General features: G+C 72.1%; 16 protein-coding genes and 1 pseudogene. 9 read left to right on the forward strand and 8 right to left on the reverse strand.

Features of this window, described 5'->3' with window-relative positions; genetic code table 11:
• The first annotated feature begins 56 nt into the window (after positions 1–56).
• The 3 genes from pstC to pstB are packed head-to-tail and all read left to right on the forward strand — an operon-like array spanning position 57 to position 2,798.
• Positions 57–1,043, forward strand: a complete 987-nt coding sequence (gene pstC, locus AC1DQC_RS01855; RefSeq protein WP_477049533.1) for a phosphate ABC transporter permease subunit PstC — start codon at positions 57–59, stop codon at positions 1,041–1,043.
• Between the two features lies 1 nt (position 1,044).
• The gene (gene pstA, locus AC1DQC_RS01860; protein WP_477049534.1) at positions 1,045–1,998 is read left to right on the forward strand and encodes a phosphate ABC transporter permease PstA; all 954 of its coding nucleotides are present in this window, start codon (positions 1,045–1,047) and stop codon (positions 1,996–1,998) included.
• A 20-nt stretch (positions 1,999–2,018) separates the two neighbouring features.
• Positions 2,019–2,798 (forward strand): phosphate ABC transporter ATP-binding protein PstB, encoded by a 780-nt coding sequence (gene pstB / locus AC1DQC_RS01865; protein WP_477049535.1) that lies wholly within the window; start codon positions 2,019–2,021, stop codon positions 2,796–2,798.
• A gap of 62 nt (positions 2,799–2,860) precedes the next feature.
• Here the strand turns inward: pstB and AC1DQC_RS01870 are convergent, their stop codons facing one another.
• Entirely contained in the window at positions 2,861–3,370 is a 510-nt protein-coding gene (locus AC1DQC_RS01870; protein ID WP_477049536.1) for a hypothetical protein, read from the reverse strand.
• A 237-nt stretch (positions 3,371–3,607) separates the two neighbouring features.
• Here AC1DQC_RS01870 and AC1DQC_RS01875 point away from each other — a divergent pair, with 237 nt between their 5' ends.
• The 3 genes and pseudogenes from AC1DQC_RS01875 to AC1DQC_RS01885 form a co-directional block, all read left to right on the forward strand.
• The gene (locus tag AC1DQC_RS01875; protein WP_055916922.1) at positions 3,608–4,090 is read left to right on the forward strand and encodes a CarD family transcriptional regulator; all 483 of its coding nucleotides are present in this window, start codon (positions 3,608–3,610) and stop codon (positions 4,088–4,090) included.
• A gap of 15 nt (positions 4,091–4,105) precedes the next feature.
• Positions 4,106–4,852, forward strand: a complete 747-nt coding sequence (gene ispD, locus AC1DQC_RS01880; protein WP_477049537.1) for a 2-C-methyl-D-erythritol 4-phosphate cytidylyltransferase — start codon at positions 4,106–4,108, stop codon at positions 4,850–4,852.
• Positions 4,853–4,884: 32 nt separating this feature from the next.
• Positions 4,885–5,268, forward strand: a pseudogene (locus AC1DQC_RS01885) (2-C-methyl-D-erythritol 2,4-cyclodiphosphate synthase); the annotation flags it as partial.
• Here AC1DQC_RS01885 and AC1DQC_RS01890 read toward each other — a convergent pair.
• On the reverse strand, positions 5,190–6,221 hold the full coding sequence (locus AC1DQC_RS01890) for an EamA family transporter (RefSeq protein ID WP_477049538.1): 1,032 nt from the start codon (positions 6,219–6,221) through the stop codon (positions 5,190–5,192). The pseudogene AC1DQC_RS01885 and the gene AC1DQC_RS01890 overlap by 79 nt on opposite strands.
• Before the next feature lie 72 nt (positions 6,222–6,293).
• On the opposite strand from AC1DQC_RS01890, the gene AC1DQC_RS01895 reads away from it, so the two are divergent.
• Both AC1DQC_RS01895 and AC1DQC_RS01900 read left to right on the forward strand, forming a co-directional pair.
• Positions 6,294–7,187, forward strand: a complete 894-nt coding sequence (locus AC1DQC_RS01895; RefSeq protein WP_477049539.1) for a LysR family transcriptional regulator — start codon at positions 6,294–6,296, stop codon at positions 7,185–7,187.
• A gap of 87 nt (positions 7,188–7,274) precedes the next feature.
• The gene (locus tag AC1DQC_RS01900; protein ID WP_477049540.1) at positions 7,275–7,490 is read left to right on the forward strand and encodes a hypothetical protein; all 216 of its coding nucleotides are present in this window, start codon (positions 7,275–7,277) and stop codon (positions 7,488–7,490) included.
• Positions 7,491–7,496: 6 nt separating this feature from the next.
• Here the strand turns inward: AC1DQC_RS01900 and AC1DQC_RS01905 are convergent, their stop codons facing one another.
• The 5 genes from AC1DQC_RS01905 to AC1DQC_RS01925 form a co-directional block, all read right to left on the reverse strand.
• On the reverse strand, positions 7,497–8,447 hold the full coding sequence (locus tag AC1DQC_RS01905; protein ID WP_477049541.1) for a quinone oxidoreductase family protein: 951 nt from the start codon (positions 8,445–8,447) through the stop codon (positions 7,497–7,499).
• 63 nt (positions 8,448–8,510) lie between these two features.
• Positions 8,511–10,421 carry a glycoside hydrolase family 127 protein gene (locus AC1DQC_RS01910; protein ID WP_477049542.1) on the reverse strand — a complete coding sequence of 637 codons (1,911 nt, stop codon included), beginning with the start codon at positions 10,419–10,421 and terminating at the stop codon, positions 8,511–8,513.
• Positions 10,418–11,317: a carbohydrate ABC transporter permease gene (locus AC1DQC_RS01915; RefSeq protein ID WP_477049543.1), complete on the reverse strand. Its 900-nt coding sequence runs from the start codon at positions 11,315–11,317 to the stop codon at positions 10,418–10,420. Before AC1DQC_RS01915 ends, AC1DQC_RS01910 begins: the two co-directional genes overlap by 4 nt.
• Positions 11,318–11,327: 10 nt before the next feature.
• Complete coding sequence (locus tag AC1DQC_RS01920) at positions 11,328–12,245, reverse strand: carbohydrate ABC transporter permease (RefSeq protein ID WP_477049544.1); 918 nt, start codon at positions 12,243–12,245, stop codon at positions 11,328–11,330.
• Positions 12,246–12,343: 98 nt separating this feature from the next.
• Entirely contained in the window at positions 12,344–13,660 is a 1,317-nt protein-coding gene (locus AC1DQC_RS01925) for an ABC transporter substrate-binding protein (RefSeq protein ID WP_477049545.1), read from the reverse strand.
• A 338-nt stretch (positions 13,661–13,998) separates the two neighbouring features.
• Here AC1DQC_RS01925 and AC1DQC_RS01930 point away from each other — a divergent pair, with 338 nt between their 5' ends.
• Positions 13,999–14,994 (forward strand): LacI family DNA-binding transcriptional regulator, encoded by a 996-nt coding sequence (locus AC1DQC_RS01930; RefSeq protein ID WP_477049546.1) that lies wholly within the window; start codon positions 13,999–14,001, stop codon positions 14,992–14,994.
• Positions 14,995–15,156: 162 nt separating this feature from the next.
• On the opposite strand, the gene AC1DQC_RS01935 is transcribed toward AC1DQC_RS01930, so the two are convergent.
• Positions 15,157–16,509 carry a D-arabinono-1,4-lactone oxidase gene (locus tag AC1DQC_RS01935; protein ID WP_477049547.1) on the reverse strand — a complete coding sequence of 451 codons (1,353 nt, stop codon included), beginning with the start codon at positions 16,507–16,509 and terminating at the stop codon, positions 15,157–15,159.
• Positions 16,510–16,586 lie beyond the last annotated feature (77 nt).

The following is a 16,586-nucleotide window of genomic DNA, read 5'->3' on the forward strand; positions in this document are numbered from 1 at the left end:
ACGACGCACTTCGACTCCCTGACAGGAGAGATTCGTTGGCCTCGCCCACGACAGCGATGACCCCGGCCCCCGCGCCGGCAGCATCACCGCGGAAACGCCGCTCCAAGCCGACCGACCGCGGCCTCGACCGCGGGTTCCGGTACCTGGCAGTGTGGTCCGGCATCGTCATCCTCGCCGTGCTCGCCGCAGTCGCCATCTTCCTGCTCATCGAGGCCATGCCGGCCCTCACCCACGGCGACCTCGCCTCGGTGGTGCCGTGGATCCCCGCGGGCGGCAACCTCTGGAGCGTCGTCGGACCGCTGGTGTTCGGCACGATCCTGGCCGCGATCGTCTCCCTGGTGATCGCCGTGCCGATCGCCGTGGGGATCGCCCTGTTCATCTCGCACTACGCGCCCCGCCGGATGGCCTCGGTCCTGGGCTACGTGGTCGACCTGCTCGCCGCGATCCCGTCCGTCGTGTTCGGCCTCTGGGGCGTGCAGGTGCTCGCGCCCAAGGTCCAGCCGGTCTGGCAGTTCCTCGTGGACTACTTCGGCTGGATCCCGCTGTTCGCGGGCGACGCCCACGGCAACGCCTCGAACCCGCCGCGCGTCCTCATGACGACCGCGATCGTGCTCGCCGTGATGATCCTGCCGATCATCACGGCCGTGAGCCGCGAGGTGTTCCTGCAGACGCCGCGGCTGCACGAGGAGGCCGCCCTGGCCCTCGGCGCGACGCGCTGGGAGCTGATCCGGATGGCCGTCCTGCCGTTCGGCCGCTCCGGCGTCACGTCCGCCGCGATGCTCGGCCTCGGCCGCGCGCTCGGCGAGACCATGGCCGTCCTCATGATCCTGTCGCCCGGGCTGCTCTACTCGTTCAAGCTGCTCGTCGCGAGCCAGCAGCAGACCATCGCCGCCAACATCGCGGCCCGGTTCAACGACGCGAACGACATCGGCCGCTCGACCCTGATCGCGACCGGTCTCGCGCTGTTCATCATCACGCTGCTCGTCAATCTCGCTGCCCGCAGCATCATCGCGCGGCGCAAGGAATTCTCGGGGGCGAACTGACATGGCCATCACCGACACGCTGTCCCCGGACACCGACGAGCTGCGGCGACTGCTCGGGCAGGTCGACCCGCGCCGCCGCCGCACGGACCGCATCATGCGGGTGCTCATCTGGGGCGCCTTCGTCCTCGCGATGATCCCGCTGGTCTCGCTCATCTGGAGCGTCATCGCGAACGGCATGGGCCGGTTCGACCTCTACTTCCTGACGCACTCGATGCGCAACGTGTACGGCGGCATGGACGCGGGCGGCGTCTACCACGCGCTGCTCGGCACCATCCTCATCACGGGCCTGGCCACCCTCATCTCGGTGCCGATCGGCATCCTGACGTCGATCTACCTCGTCGAGTACGGCTCCGGCTCGCTGGCGCGGGCGGTCACGTTCCTCGTCGACGTGATGACCGGCATCCCGTCGATCGTCGCCGGTCTGTTCGCGTTCTCGCTGTTCTACCTGGTGGTCGGGCCGGGCGCGACGAGCGGGGTGGTGGGCGCGGCCGCCCTCTCGGTGCTGATGATCCCCGTGGTCATCCGCTCGACCGAGGAGATGCTGCGCCTCGTGCCCAACGAGCTGCGCGAGGCATCGTTCGCGCTGGGCGTGCCGAAGTGGCTGACGATCATCCGGATCGTCCTGCGCACGGCCGTGGCGGGCATCACGACGGGCGTCATGATCGCCATCGCCCGCGTCATCGGCGAGACGGCGCCGCTGCTCATCACGGTCGGCGCCACCGACTCGATCAACAACAACGTGTTCGAGGGCAACATGATGACGTTGCCCGTGTACGTGTACCGCCAGTACGCGGCCGGGCTCGTGCCCTGTGCTCCCGGCGACGCCGCGTGCATCCCGACGATCAACTACGACCGGGCCTGGAGCGCGGCGCTCGTGCTGATCCTGGTCGTCATGCTGCTCAACCTCGTGGCGCGCGGCGTGAGCCGTTGGTTCGCGCCCAAGACCCGGGCCTGAGCCCCACAAGGAGATCCCCCATGGCACAGCGAATCGACGTCAAGGACCTCAACATCTTCTACGGCGACTTCAAGGCGGTCGCCGACATCGGGATGTCGGTCGAGCCCCGGTCCGTGACCGCGTTCATCGGCCCGTCCGGCTGCGGCAAGTCGACGTTCCTGCGCACCCTCAACCGGATGCACGAGGTGATCCCGGGCGCGTACGTCCAGGGCACCGTCGCGATGGACGGCATCGACATGTACGGCTCGGACGTCGACCCCGTCGCGGTCCGTCGACAGGTCGGCATGGTCTTCCAGCGCCCCAACCCGTTCCCGACGATGTCGATCGCCGAGAACGTGCTGGCCGGCATCAAGCTGAACAACAAGCGCATCTCCAAGTCCGACGCCGAGGAGGTCGTGGAGACGTCGCTGCGCAGCGCGAACCTCTGGAACGAGGTCAAGGACCGCCTGAACCGGCCCGGCTCCGGCCTCTCGGGCGGCCAGCAGCAGCGCCTCTGCATCGCCCGCGCGATCGCGGTCAAGCCGCAGGTGCTCCTCATGGACGAGCCGTGCTCGGCGCTCGACCCGATCTCGACCCTCGCGATCGAGGACCTCATCGCGGAGCTCAAGGCCGAGTACACGATCGTCATCGTCACGCACAACATGCAGCAGGCAGCCCGCGTCTCCGACCGGACCGCCTTCTTCAATCTGGCCGCGACCGGTCAGCCGGGTCGCCTGGTCGAGATCGACGAGACCTCGACCATCTTCTCCTCACCGCGCGAGCAGGCCACGGAGGACTACATCTCGGGCCGCTTCGGCTGAGCCTCGGGACGAGAAGAGGGGCCGTCCGGCATCGGGCGGCCCCTCTTCTCGTGCCCGTGCGGTCAGTCGGACGGGGTCGGCGTCGGCACGGACGTCGCGTACTCGGGCAGGGAGCCGTCGAGCACCGGCACGTCCGCCGTGGTGGAGCCGTCCTCCGGCGTCGAGATCGTCACCTTCAGCACGGCGCCCGGCGGGACGTCGACGGACGAGAAGATGACGGTGGCCTGCCCGTCCTCGGGCGCGTCCCCGCCGCCGAGGAGGACGGTCTCCTTCGGGCCGAGCTCGACGTCCGTCGAGTCGTCGCCCGCGGACACCGTGACGGTGCGGTCCTCGGTGCTGTCGTTGATGAGGCCGCCGAGCAGGTTGCCCGGCTCGCCCTTCGCCTCGGAGACGACCAGCAGGTCGCTGCCGCGCACGTCGCCCAGCACGACCCGGATCCCGTCGGACGCGCTGTAGGGGTCGTCGGTGGTGATCCGGTTGGTGGCGGAGCAGCCGGCGAGCGCGAGCCCGACGACGGCGACGCCGGCGGCGAGGGCGGTCGCCCGGAGGGTGCGGGGGCGGGGCGAGGTCACGATGACTCCTCGGGGCGTCGGGCGCTGCGGGCTGGTCGGCGGGTGGTGCGTCGGGGCTCAGCCTATCCGCCGCGCGGGGGTCCGCCCTGCGTGCCGGACGCCCGACCGGCCGCTCGGGCCCGAGCCCGCGGCGGGGCGCGTCACCGGCCCGTGACCTGCAGGGATGGGCGTAATCACGCGGCAAAAGGCCAAAAAGGGCGTGATAAGATACCCCTCTGCGAAAGGGGACACCTGCAGATGACTTTCACTGTTGGGGAGACCGTTGTCTACCCGCACCACGGTGCGGCATTGATCGAAGAGATCAAGACCAGAACCATCCGCGGAGAGGACAAGCTCTACCTCAAGCTCAAGGTCGCTCAGGGGGATCTCACCATCGAGGTCCCGGCTGAGAACGTCGACCTGGTGGGCGTCCGTGACGTCGTGGGCCAGGAAGGTCTCGACAAGGTGTTCGAGGTCCTGCGCGCGCCGTACACCGAAGAGCCGACCAACTGGTCGCGCCGCTACAAGGCGAACCTCGAGAAGCTCGCGTCCGGCGACGTCATCAAGGTGGCCGAGGTCGTCCGCGACCTCTCCCGCCGGGACGCCGACCGCGGCCTGTCCGCGGGCGAGAAGCGCATGCTCGCCAAGGCCCGCCAGATCCTCGTCTCGGAGCTCGCACTTGCCGAGCACACCGAGGAGGAGAAGGCCGAAGCGATCCTCGACGAGGTCCTCGCGTCCTGACGCCGACCTGACCAGGTGAGCGTCGCTGCAGTCCTGACTGCCGCCGGGAGCGGCAGCAGGCTCGGTCATTCCCTCCCGAAGGCCCTCGTGCCTCTGGAAGGTCAGTCGCTCGTCGCGCACGCCGCCCGCAACCTGCTGGCGGCGCGTGCGGCGGGCGACGAGCGCGTCCAGGTGCTGGTGGTGACGGCACCCGCCTTCCACCTCGACGCGATCGAGCGCGAGCTCGCGCACCTCTCCGACGAGGTCGCGCTGCTCGTCGTCGCCGGCGGAGCGACCCGGCAGGCGTCCGTCGCCGCGGGCCTCGCGGCGCTCGTGGGCGACCCGCGGGCCGACGACGTCGACGTGGTGCTCGTGCACGACGCGGCCCGTCCGCTCGCGCCGCCGTCGCTGGTCGCGCGCGTGGTCGACGCGGTGCGCGACGGCCACCCGGCCGTGGTGCCCGGGGTMCCCGTGACCGACACGATCAAGCGCGTCGCCCCCCACCGGGGTATCGCCGTCGAGCCCGTGCTCGAGACAGTCCCGCGGACCGAGCTCCGCGCCGTCCAGACGCCCCAGGGGTTCGCGCGCGAGCTGCTGCTCCGTGCGCACGCCCAGGGCGCGGCGGACGCCCACGACGAGACCCTGGCGGCCTCCGACGACGCCGGCCTGGTCGAGCGGCTGGGCGAGCCCGTCTGGGTGGTGGCCGGCGACTGGCGGGCCGCCAAGATCACGACCGCCCGGGACCTGGTGCTCGCGGCGCTGCCGACGGAGGACGACGCGTGAGCCTGCTGCCCCGCACCGGGATCGGCGTCGACGTGCACGCCTACGACCCGCAGCCGGCGCCGGACGCGGTCCTGCACCTTGCGGGCCTCGCGTGGCCGGGGGAGCGGCCGCTCGCGGGCCACTCCGACGCCGACGTCGCCGCGCACGCCGCGGCCGACGCCCTGCTCTCGGCGGCGGGCCTGGGCGACCTCGGGTCGAACTTCGGCACGGCCGAGCCGCAGTGGGCCGGCGCCGCGGGCGCCACGCTGCTGGCGGAGGCCGCCCGGCGGGTCCGCGCGGCGGGGTTCGAGATCGGCAACGTGGCGGTCCAGGTGATCGGGAACCGGCCCAAGGTCGGTCAGCGGCGCGCGGAGGCCGAGGCGGCGCTCTCCGACGCCGTCGGCGCCCCGGTCAGCGTCTCGGCCACCACCACGGACGGGCTCGGGCTGACGGGTCGCGGCGAGGGCGTCGCCGCGATCGCCACGGCGCTGGTCGTCGCGACCGGCTGACGGCGACGGGTGCTGCCCAGCAGCACCCCGGCGAGGACCAGCGCCCCCCAGGCGAGCTCGACGACCGACGTGCGCTCGCGCAGCAGCAGCCACGAGGCGCCGATGCCCACCACGGGCACGAGCATCGAGAACGGCGCCACGGTGCTCGACGGGTGCCTGCCCATCAGGGTGGTCCACAGGCCGGAGCCGATCAGGGTCGCGACGACGACGGTGAACAGCAGACCGGCGAGGGCGAGCAACCCCTGCGCGGTGCCGAGGCCGCGGAACGAGTCGGCGATGCGCGCCGGGCCCTCCACCACGAGCGACAGCGCCAGCATCGGCAGCGGGGGCACCACGGACATCCAGAGCATCAGGCGGAATGGCTCGCCCGGCTGTGCCTGGACCGCGCGGCGGTTGCCGAGGTTGCCGACCGCCCAGCCCAGCCCGCCGCAGAGGGTCAGGAGCACGGGGACCAGCGTCGCGCCGCCCGCCAGCCCGGCCCGGTGCGCCGCGATGCCGCCCAGGCCGGCGACCGCGAGCAGGATCCCCGCGCCCTGCCGGGCCGTGATCCGCTCGCGCAGGAACACCCCCGCCAGCACCACGGTGAACGGGGCCGACGACTGCAGCACCAGCGACGCGAGCCCGGTCGGCATGCCCGACGACATGGCCAGGTAGAGGAAGACGAACTGCAGCACCCCGAAGCCGAGGCCGTACAGCGCGATCCAGCGCCACGGCGCGGTCGGCCGGGGAACCAGCAGCAGGGTGGGCACGGCGATGAGTGCGAACCGCAGCGCCACGAGGAAGAACGGCGGGAACTGCTGCAGCGACAGGTGGATCGCGGGGAAGTTGAGGCCCCAGCAGACGGCGACGAGCGCGGCGAGCAGTCGGTCGCGGGCGGGCATGGTCCGAGCATGCGTCGCGACGTCCGTGCAGCACCAGCGAAAGAACGTGATGTGACGATGTAGCGTCGCTGCATGGATCCGCGCGCGCTCGAGACGCTCCGTGCCGTCGGCACGCAGGGCGGGATCACCGCCGCGGCGGCGGTGCGGCACCTGACGCCGTCCGCCGTGTCCCAGCAGGTGGCCCAGCTGCAGCGCGAGGTCGGCGTGCCGCTGACCGAGCGCGTCGGGAGAGGGCTGCGGCTCACCCCGGCCGGAGAGGCGCTGGCCGCCGCCGCGGTGGACGTCGCCGTCGCGCTGGAGCGGGCGCGCGCCGCGTGCGACGAGTTCCTCGCAAGGCCGCAGGGCGTCGTACGGGTGTCCGCGTTCCAGAGCGGCGCGCAGCTGCTGCTGCCGGCGCTGCTGACGCGGGTCGCCTCGATCGACGGGATCACGCTCGAGTGCACCGACGAGGACGTCGCGCAGGACGACTTCGTCGGCCTCACCGACCGGATGGACGTGGTGGTCGCGCACCGACCCGACGGCGGGGTCGGCTGGGCGGGCGGCGACGCCGTGCGCGTGGTGCCCCTGCTGCGCGAGCCGCTCGACGTGGCGGTCCCGCTCGACCACCCGTTGGCCGACCGGGCGGACGTGCGCCCGGAGGACCTGCGCGACCTGCCGTGGATCGCGGTGCGGGAGGGGTTCCCGGTGGCCACGGTGCTCGGGGCGGTCGCCGGCAACCCGCAGATCGTGCACCGCGTCAACGACTTCCACGTGGTCGAGGCGCTCGTCGCCGCGGGCCACGGGGTGTCCCTGCTGCCCCGCTACACGTTCGGCGGCGGTGCCCACGTCCGCCTGGTGCCGCTCGCGGGCGTCCGCGCCGGCCGGCGGATCGACGCGCTGCTGCGGCGGGACCGGGCCGAGCGGCTGGTCGTGCGCCGGGTGCTGGACGAGCTGCGGGCGCTGGCGGCGGAGATCGGCACTGCCTGACGTCGCAGCGGCGTGTGCGCGCAGGTCAGCGGCGCGTCCGAAATCTGGGCTGGCGTCCGGTTGGCCGGGGCAGGTACCGTCCCCGGCGTGACACAGTCGTCCGAGGCACAGACCGAGAGGCTCCCCGTGGTGGGAGCGCTCCAGCACCCGCCGCTGCCCCACCGCGACAACGGGGTCCAGGCCGTCCGGGTGCGCGTCCGCGTCCCGCTGGAGGTGCTCGAGGCGACCAGCGCCGGGCTGCGCGGACTGGACGAGCAGCACCGTCGGGAGATCACGGAGACGCCCCCGCCGCTGCCCTTCTAGGAGCCGCTAGGGGATGAGGACGAGCTTGCCCGCGGCGTGCCCCGCCTGGCCGTCGCGGTGGGCCTGCGCCACCTCGGACAGCGGATAGGTCTGCGCCACCCGGACGTCGAGGGAGCCGTCCGACGCCAGCTCCGCCAGCTGGGCGCGTGCCGCCTCGCGCACCGCGGTGCCCGGGTCGGCGCCCGGCCCACCCCCGAGTGCCCTGATGCCCAGCTCGCCTGCGCGGCGGAACCCGGCGATCGTCGCGATGCGCAGCCGGTCGGTCACCAGCGCCACCGAGGTGTCGAGCGCCTCGTCCGTGCCCACGGTGTCGATGGCGACGGTGACCGGGCCGGTCGAGCGGACGGCGTCGGCGATCCGGTCGAGCAGGCCGTCGCCGTAGGCCACGGGGACAGCACCGAGGGCGCGCAGGTCGTCGTGGTGCCACGGTGAGGCGGTCGCGATGACCTGCGCCCCGCGCAGCACCGCGAGCTGGACCACCATGCGCCCGACGCCCCCCGAGCCGCCGTGCACGAGCACGACGTCGCCGTCGTGGGTGCCGGTCGCGCTCAGGGTGTGCACGGCGGTGGCGCCGGTGAGCAGCAGACCCGACGCGGCGGGCCAGTCGAGAGTGGCCGGCCGGCGCACGGTCACCTGCTCCGAGGCGACGATGCGGTCCGCGTAGCCACCGGTGACCCGCCACGCGATGACCTCGTCACCCGGGGTCAGCCACCGCACGGACGGCCCGACGGCGCTCACCACGCCGGCCACCTCGTAGCCCAGCCGCATCGGCAGCTTGGCGGGGTCGGCGCCGTAGAGGCCGGCGTAGCCCTTCCAGTCGGTGGGGTTGACGCCGGCCGCCCGCACCTCGATCAGCACGTTGCCCGGCCCGGGTTCGCCCGGGTCGACGTCGATCAGGCGGAGAACTTCGGGCCCGCCGTACGCGGTCGCGACGACGGCCCTGCTGGTGAGTGCCACCCGGCACACTCTGCACCTGCCGCCGGGGCAAGGCCAGAGCACGGCCGCCGCCGTGCGGAGCGTTCACCCTCTCGGGATCCACACCCGCATGGTCGACGGTCCGCGGTTGGCCCAGTGGTGATACGGGATCAGCGGCACCTGCGCGGTGCGCGCGACAGGGCGCTCGCTCGCCGGACCGTACGGCCAGGCGGCGTCGTCGGCGGTCCCGGCGACCATCGTCGCCAGCACCTGCCCGTCGACCTCGCGCAGGCCGGCGTCCAGGTCGAGCCTCAGGTCACCGACGTCCCGGCCCGCGTCGACGGACTCCACGCAGAGCACCTCGGGACCGCGCTCGACCACGACGCACCCGCGGACCGCGTCGATGCGCGGGTCGGCGCTCGAGACGCGCGGCGCGACCGGCAGGCGCAGCTCCACCACGTCGCCGGCGGCGAAGCGGCGGTGCACCGCGACCGTGCCGGTGGGCGCGGACTGCTCGCCGTCGGGGGTCACCAGCGTCGCGCCCTGCGCCCAGGCGGGCACCCGCAGGCTCAGCGTCCAGGGGCGGTCCTCGGTGCTCACCACGGTCACCCGGACCACGCCGTCGCGCGGGTAGGCCGTCTCCACGTCCAGCTCGACGCGGCGGCCGTCCGGCAGCGCGGTGCGGATGCGCGCGGGCGCGTACTGGTGCAGCTGCAGCCCGTCGTCGTCCGTGGTGGCGACGTAGGTGGCCAGGCTGGCGAGCGTGCGGGCCACGTTGGGGGGGCAGCACGACACGGCGAACCACGGCGCCCGCAGCGACGACGAGGCCCGGGGGCTCGCGACGTCCGTCGGCGGGACCGTGCCCGGCACGCGCTGGTGCAGCGTGTTCGTGTAGTAGAACGCCGTGCCCTGCGCCGACGGCGACGTGGCGACCACGTTGTACAGCGTGCGCTCGACCAGGTCCGCGTACCGCGGCAGGCCCTGCGCGAGCAGCAGACGCCAGGAGAACATGACGGAGCCGATGCCCGCGCAGGTCTCCGAGTAGGCGCGGTCCGGCGGCAGCTCGTAGTCGTCGCCGAACGACTCGCCCTCGTGGTGCGAGCCCTGGCCGCCGGTGACGTACGTCCGGCGGGCGACCGTGGTCTCCCACTGTGTGGTCAGGGCGGCGAGCAGCGCGGTGTCGTCCGTCTCGACGGCCACGTCGACCGCTCCCGCCGCCAGGTAGTTGGCCCGCACGGCGTGCCCGCGCAGGACGGTCGCCTCGCGCACCGGCACGTCGTCCTGGAAGTAGTCGCGGCCCAGGTCGATGTCGGCCAGCGTGCCGGTGCCGCGGCGCTCGACGAACAGCGCGGCCTGGTCGACGTACGCGCGCTCGCCCGTCAGGCGGCCCAGCTCGGCGAGGGCCGGCTCGATCTCGGGGTGCCCACAGACCGACCGGATGCCGTCCGGGCCGAAGGTGGCGACGACGTGGTCGGCGGCGCGCCGGGCCACGGCCAGCAGGCCGTCGTCGGCGTCGGGTCGGGTGCGTGCCCGCGCGACCGCCGCCTGGAACAGGTGGCCGTAGCAGTACAGCTCGTGGCCCCACTCCAGGTCCGAGTACCGCGGGCGCTGGCCGGGCCGGCCGAAGTTGGTGTTGAGGTAGCCGTCCGTCTCCTGGGCAGCGGCGACGCGTGCGACCAGCGCGCGGAAGCGGGCCTCGAGCGTGGCGTCGCCGGTGCGGCCGATCTCCCACGCCATGGCCTCGAGCAGCTTGTAGACCTCCGAGTCGGAGAACTCCCGGCCCATGTGCTTGTCCGGCTGCCCGGACAGGGAACCGTCGGCGGCCGCGTCGAAGTTGCCGATCCAGCCCTCGCGCTCCATCCAGTGCTCGATGTGCGCCAGGCTCGCGGCGCCGTTGACCGCTTGCCGCTCGGCCCAGAAGCCGCCGGTGATCTGGACCTCGTCGAGGCCGAGGGGGCGCAGCGCCCCGCGCGAGGGGGCGACCGGCGTCGCTCGTGTGGTCGTCATGGTGGTCATCCCTTGAGCGCACCCGACATGAAGCCGCGCACGTAGTGTCGTTGGAGCAGGAGGAACAGGACGATGCAGGGGAGGGCGAGGACGACCACGCCGGCCTCGGTGGCGCCATAGTCGATGACGCCCTGCACCTGGACCCGCAGGTTCGCCACGGCGAGCGGGAGCGTCAGCTTGTTCGAGTCGTTGATGAGGATCAGCGGGGCGAAGAAGTCGTTCCACGCCGCCAGGAAGGCGAACAGCCCGACCGTGATCAGCCCCGGCTTCACGGCCGGCAGCAGCACGCGCCACAGCGCCGAGAACGACGAGCAGCCGTCGACCATGGCCGCCTCGTCCAGCTCGCGCGGGATCGACTCGAACGAGATCCGCATCATGAACGTCGAGAACGGCAGCTGGAACATGGTGAGCACGAGCGCGACGCCGACCAGCGAGTTCTGCAGCCCGATCGAGTTGAGCAGCACGTACAGCGGGATCAGCAGCGTGGCGTACGGGACCATAAGGATCGCCAGCGTGAGCATGAAGAGCGCGTTGCGGCCCGGGAAGCGGAACCGGGCGAACGCGTACCCGCCCAGCGTCGAGATGGCGAGGGTGAGCACCACGCACAGCCCGGAGACGAACACCGAGTTGGCGAGGTACTGCCAGATGCCCGCCTGGTAGTGCGCGAGCGTCACGTAGTTGCCGAGGCCCCAGCCGTCGACCTGCCCGGTGCCCGGGTGCGGGGAGACCGACGAGAACGCGGTCCACACCAGCGGGAACAGGAAGATCACGGCGATGGCGCCGGAGAACACCCAGAACGGGGTGCGCAGGGCCAGTCCGCCGATCGTCGTCGGCGGTGCGGCCCTCTTCGCGGGCTCGAGCGGGAGCTCGGCGTCGGGGTGGTTGCGGACTCCTGCGATGGTCATCGTCGGCCCCTCAGCTCTCGTCCGAGCCGCGGAAGGCGCGGAGCTGGACGACGTTGATGACCACGAGCGCGGCCAGCACGATGACCGAGAGCGCCGCGGCGACGCCGAGGTCGTTCTGGCCCTGGAACGCCACCGAGTAGATGAGCTGGACCACGGTGATCGTGCTGTTGTCCGGGCCGCCCTTGGTGAGGATGTAGAACTGCTCGAACGCGAGCAGCGACCCCGTGACGCACAGGATCGTGGTCAGCGCGAGCGTGGGCTTGAGCAGCGGGATCGTGATCCGGCTGAAGGTGTTCCACCGGCTGGCGCCGTCCATGCGGGCGGCCTCGTAGATGTCGCTCGGGATCGACTGCAGCCCCACCAGCATGAGCAGCATGTAGAAGCCGGCGTACCGCCACACGATGAGGAACAGCGTCGACGCCAGCGCCGCGTTGGGCGTGCCCAGGAAGCTCCATCCCATGCGCTCCATGAAGGGCGCCAGCGGGCCGGCGAGCGGCGAGTACAGGACGTAGAAGAGCAGGGACGCCGACGCGAGGCCCAGGGCGCTGGGCACCAGGAACGACGTGCGCAGGAACCCCTTCCAGCGCGTGGACTCCTGCACCAGCAGCGCGAGCCCGAGACCGAGCGCGATGAGCAGGATCGTGGCGAGGACCGTGTACTTCAGGGTGAACAGCACCGAGTCCACGAAGAACCGGTTCTGCACGGCGTTGGTGTAGTTGTCGGGGAAGTTGATCCCCTGGTCGCCCGTCAGCAGCGGCCACTTCGAGGCGCTCATCCGGAAGACGAGTCCCAGCGGGACGACGAACAGGACGAGGACGAACAGCGCGGTCGGCGACGCGTAGGCCCAGCCGCGCAGGCGGGACCCGTTCCTGCGGCGCCGGGTCGGCGGGGTCGCCGCCCGGGGTGGGGCGGCCGTCTGGACGGTCATGGTGGGGAGGCCTCTCGTGTGGTGCTGGGGGCGTGGCGGCCCGACCGGTGGGTGTCGTCGTGCCCTACGACACCCACCGGACGAGCGGACCGAGCGGACTACTGGCCGAGGACCGCGGTGATCTCGTCGTTGTCCGTGTCGACCGAGCTCCCGTCACCCAGCACCGCGTTGCGCACCAGCGTCAGCCAGGGGCTGTTCGGCGCGTTGAACGCCTGCTGGAAGTTGAGCGCGACGGGGGTGTCGCCCTTGCCGGCGACCTCGTTGATCGTGATGAGGCGCGGGTCCTGCGACGAGTACTGGTTGTCGGCCAGGTCGCTGCGCGACACGACGTCGTTGTCCTTGGCCAGCACGCCCACCTGGGCGTCCTCGGACATCATCCAGGACAGGAAGTTCCACGCCTGGGCGGCGTTCTTCGAGTCCTTCGAGACGCCGATGCCGTCGCCGCCGACGAACGTCGACCCGCCACCCTTCGGTCCCGGGATCCCGGCCACGCCGACGTCGAAGCCGGTCGTGGAGGAGAGCAGCGTCGCCGGGTAGAGCATCTGGCCGACCTTGCCCTCGGTGAAGCCCGCGGTCCACGTGGGTCCGGCCTCGTCCTTGGAGGACGGGAGCACGGCGCCCGAGTCCCACATGTCCTTCCAGCCGGAGTAGATCTCCTTGGCCGTGTCGCTGTTGAGCAGCGACTCCGTGCCGTCCTCGTTCATGACCTGCTCGCCGTCGGCCCAGACCGACGGGAACCAGGTGAACACCAGGCAGCCGCCGCAGTTGAGACCCGTCGCCGTGCCGTAGGTGTCCGGCTTGTTCAGGGCCTGGATCGCCTTGGCGTTGGCGACGTACTCGGTCATGTTGGCCGGCGGGGTCTCGGGATCGAGGCCCGCCTCCTTGTAGAGGTCCTTGTTCCAGAACAGCATCGACAGGTCGAGGACGAACGGCAGCACGTGCTCCTTGCCGTCCTGGGTGCCGGCGGTGAGGTGGCCCTTGTTGATCGCGTCCTTGTACGGCAGCGCGTCGATCTGGGCGGTGATGTCCTGGAACAGGCCCTGCTTGACCCAGTTCGGGACGTAGACGATGTCCGCGGCGAACAGGTCGGGCAGGCCGCCCGAGCCGGCCGCGGCGCCGACCTTGGCGACGTAGTCGTCGTTGGGGACGACGGTGAGCTCGACCTGGTTCTTGTGCGAGTCGTTGTACGCCGCGACCAGCAGCTTGGCCTGCTTCTCCAGCGGGGCGCGGGTCCACAGGGTGAGCTTGGTGCCGTCGTCGGTGCCGTCGGTGCCGGCCGTGACGTCAGCGGTGCTGCCGCCCGTGCTGGTGTCGTCCTTGGCGCTGGTGCATGCCGCGAGGCCGACCAGCAGGCCTGCCGTCACGACCCCGGCGGCCAGGCGGGTGCCTGCCGACCGGGTGCGGGTGATCCTCATGGGGCTCTCCTCGTGCTCTTCGTCGAGCGGGTGCCGCCGTCGGCACCCCGGGGGTCATGGGACGAAACCCTTATCGGTTCGCGAGGATCGGGCGGGCCGGACGATCGAGCTCTCGTCGACCCGCGGGTGCCCGGACCTGCGCACCAGCGGGCTCGTCGTCGAACCGAGCGGATTCCGAAACTCGCCGAAAAGGTTTTCTGAAGATAGTTCGGCGGTGGGTGGCGCGTCAACGGGGTGTGGCGGTTACAGTTCGATCACGAACGCGACGCCGGCGTCGCGTCGACGCCGAGCCGCACGCTGGGAGGGGGCCCGTGGCACGCTCAGAACCCGCTCGTGCGGTGACGCTCTCCGACGTCGCCCGCCTCGCCGGCGTGTCCGTGGCCACGGCCTCGAAGGCGCTCAACGGCAGGGACCAGGTCAAGGACACCACCCGGCAGCGCGTGATCGAGGCCGCGGACCGGCTGTCGTTCAGCCCCAACCCGCTCGCCCGCGGCCTCCTCGCCGGCCGCACGGGCACCGTCGGCCTGCTCACCAGCGACCTCGAGGGCCGGTTCGTCATCCCGATCCTCATGGGCGCCGAGGACGCGTTCGGGGCGGGACAGGTCAACGTGTTCCTCTGCGACGCGCGCGGCGACACCATCCGCGAGCAGTACCACCTGCGGGCGCTGCTCAGCCGCCGCGTCGACGGGCTCATCGTCGTGGGCCGGCAGACCGACCCGCGCCCGTCGCTCGGCCACGACATCCCCGTGCCCGTCGTCTACGCGTACGCCCCGTCCGACGACGCCTCCGACCTGTCGATCACGCCCGACAACGTGAGCGCCGGCCGCATCGCGGTCGAGCACCTCGTGGCCTGCGGACGGACCCGCATCGCGCACATCACGGGCGAGCACGCCTACGCCGCGGCACGCGACCGGGCCGCCGGCGTCACCGCGGGCCTGCACGCCGCCGGCCTCGAGCTGGTCGGGGACGTCATGTACAGCGAGTGGTCCGAGCGGTGGGGGCGCGACGCCACCGCGATGCTGCTCGCCCGGCACCCCGACGTCGACGCCGTGCTCTGCGGCTCCGACCAGATCGCCCGCGGCGCGCTCGACACCGCCCGGGACCTGCAGCGGTCCGTCCCCGGCGACCTCGCCGTGATGGGGTTCGACAACTGGGAGGTGCTGACCACCAACGCCCGCCCGGAGCTCACCAGCATCGACGCGAACCTGCAGCAGCTCGGACGCACCGCGGCGCAGCGGGTGTTCGCCGCCCTGGACGGCGTCGACATCGGGTCCGGCACGGAGTACGTGTCCGGCCGCCTGGTGATTCGGGGGTCGACGGTGGCCAGGCGCTGAGCACCTGGTCGACCACCCGCGCGAAGCTGCGCAGCGCTGTATTCGACCACCCGCGCGAAGCTACGCCGCGCTGTGATCGACCACCCGCGCGAAGCTACGCGGCGCTGTGATCGACCACCCGCGCGAAGCTACGCCGCGCTGTGATCGACCACCCGCGCGAAGCTACGCCGCGCGGCGTTCCCCGCTTCCCAGCAGCCGCTCCAGGTACGCGTTGCTGAACACGCCCTCGGGGTCGGCCTCGGCGCGGACGCGCTGGGCGTCGGCGAAGCGCGGGTAGAGGGCGCCCAGCTGCTCGGCCTCGAGCCAGTGCATCTTGCCCCAGTGCGGCCGACCGCCCACCTGCGCCACGATCCGCTCGACGGCCGCGAAGTACCGCGCGTACGGCAGGCGCACGTACTGGTGCACGGCGACGTAGGCGGTCTCCCGACCGTGCGCGGTGGAGAGCCACAGGTCGTCGGCCGCGGCGAACCGGACCTCGACCGGGAACGGCACACGCTCGCCGCTCGACTCGATCCAGGCGTCGATCTCCTGCAGCACCTCGAGCAGCCGGTCGCGCGGGATGGCGTACTCCATCTCGCGGAACTTCACCCGCCGTGGCGACACGAAGACCTCGGCCGACGGCGCGGTGTAGCGGCGCGAGCTGAGCGCGCGGGCGGCGAACCCGTTGATCGACGCGGTGGTCGACGGCATCAGGGTGGCCACGCCGTTCGCGAGCGAGAACACGGCGTTGGAGAGCAGCTCGTCGTCCACCCAGCCGCGCACGGGGTGCAGCGGCCGCTCGACGTCGTCGGCCACGCGGTTGTTGCGCTTGGTCAGCGCCCGCCGGGTGTGCGGGAACCAGTAGAACTCGAAGTGGTCGTTGACCTCGACCAGGCCGTCGGGGCCGTCGAGCTGCTCGAGCACGGCCTCCAGCGCCCACGGTTCCTCGCGCGCCTCCAGCCGGAACGCGGGCACGACCTCGAGGGTCACCGCGGCGAGCACGCCGACGCTCCCGAGGCCCAGCCGCGCCAGCTCGAACAGCTCGGGCTGCTGCGTGCGGGACGTCTCGACGACGTCACCCGTCGCCGTGACCAGGCGTGCGCCCACCACCTGCGTGGCCAGGCCGCCGAGCCGGGACCCGGTGCCGTGGGTGCCGGTCGAGATGGCGCCGGCGATCGACTGCTTGTCGATGTCGCCCAGGTTGCGCATGGCCAGGCCCTGCTCCGCCAGCCGGGCGTTCAGGGCACCTAGCTTGATCCCGGCGCCCACGGTGACGTGCGTGGTGCCGTCCGACTGGGGTGCGACACGCTCGAACGTGTCCAGCGAGTCGAGCCGCAGGTGCACCCCGTCGGTGACCGCCACGGGGGTGAAGCTGTGGCCGCCACCCACTGCGCGGACCCGCAGGCCGTCGGCCGCCCCGTTTCGTACGGTTGCGACCAGTTCGTCCAGGTCACCGGGGTACAGCACGCGCTGCGGCGTTGCGCTCGCGGTGCGTGCCCAGTTCTGCCAGGCGCCGGCGGCCGGCAGTCTTCCCATACGACAGAGGGTGCAACTGGGCAGTTGTCCAAGTCAAGTGCGCCAGGTCCTTGACTATCGTGACAAGGGATATTGAA

The organism is Cellulomonas sp. P4_H12 (assembly GCF_056400905.1).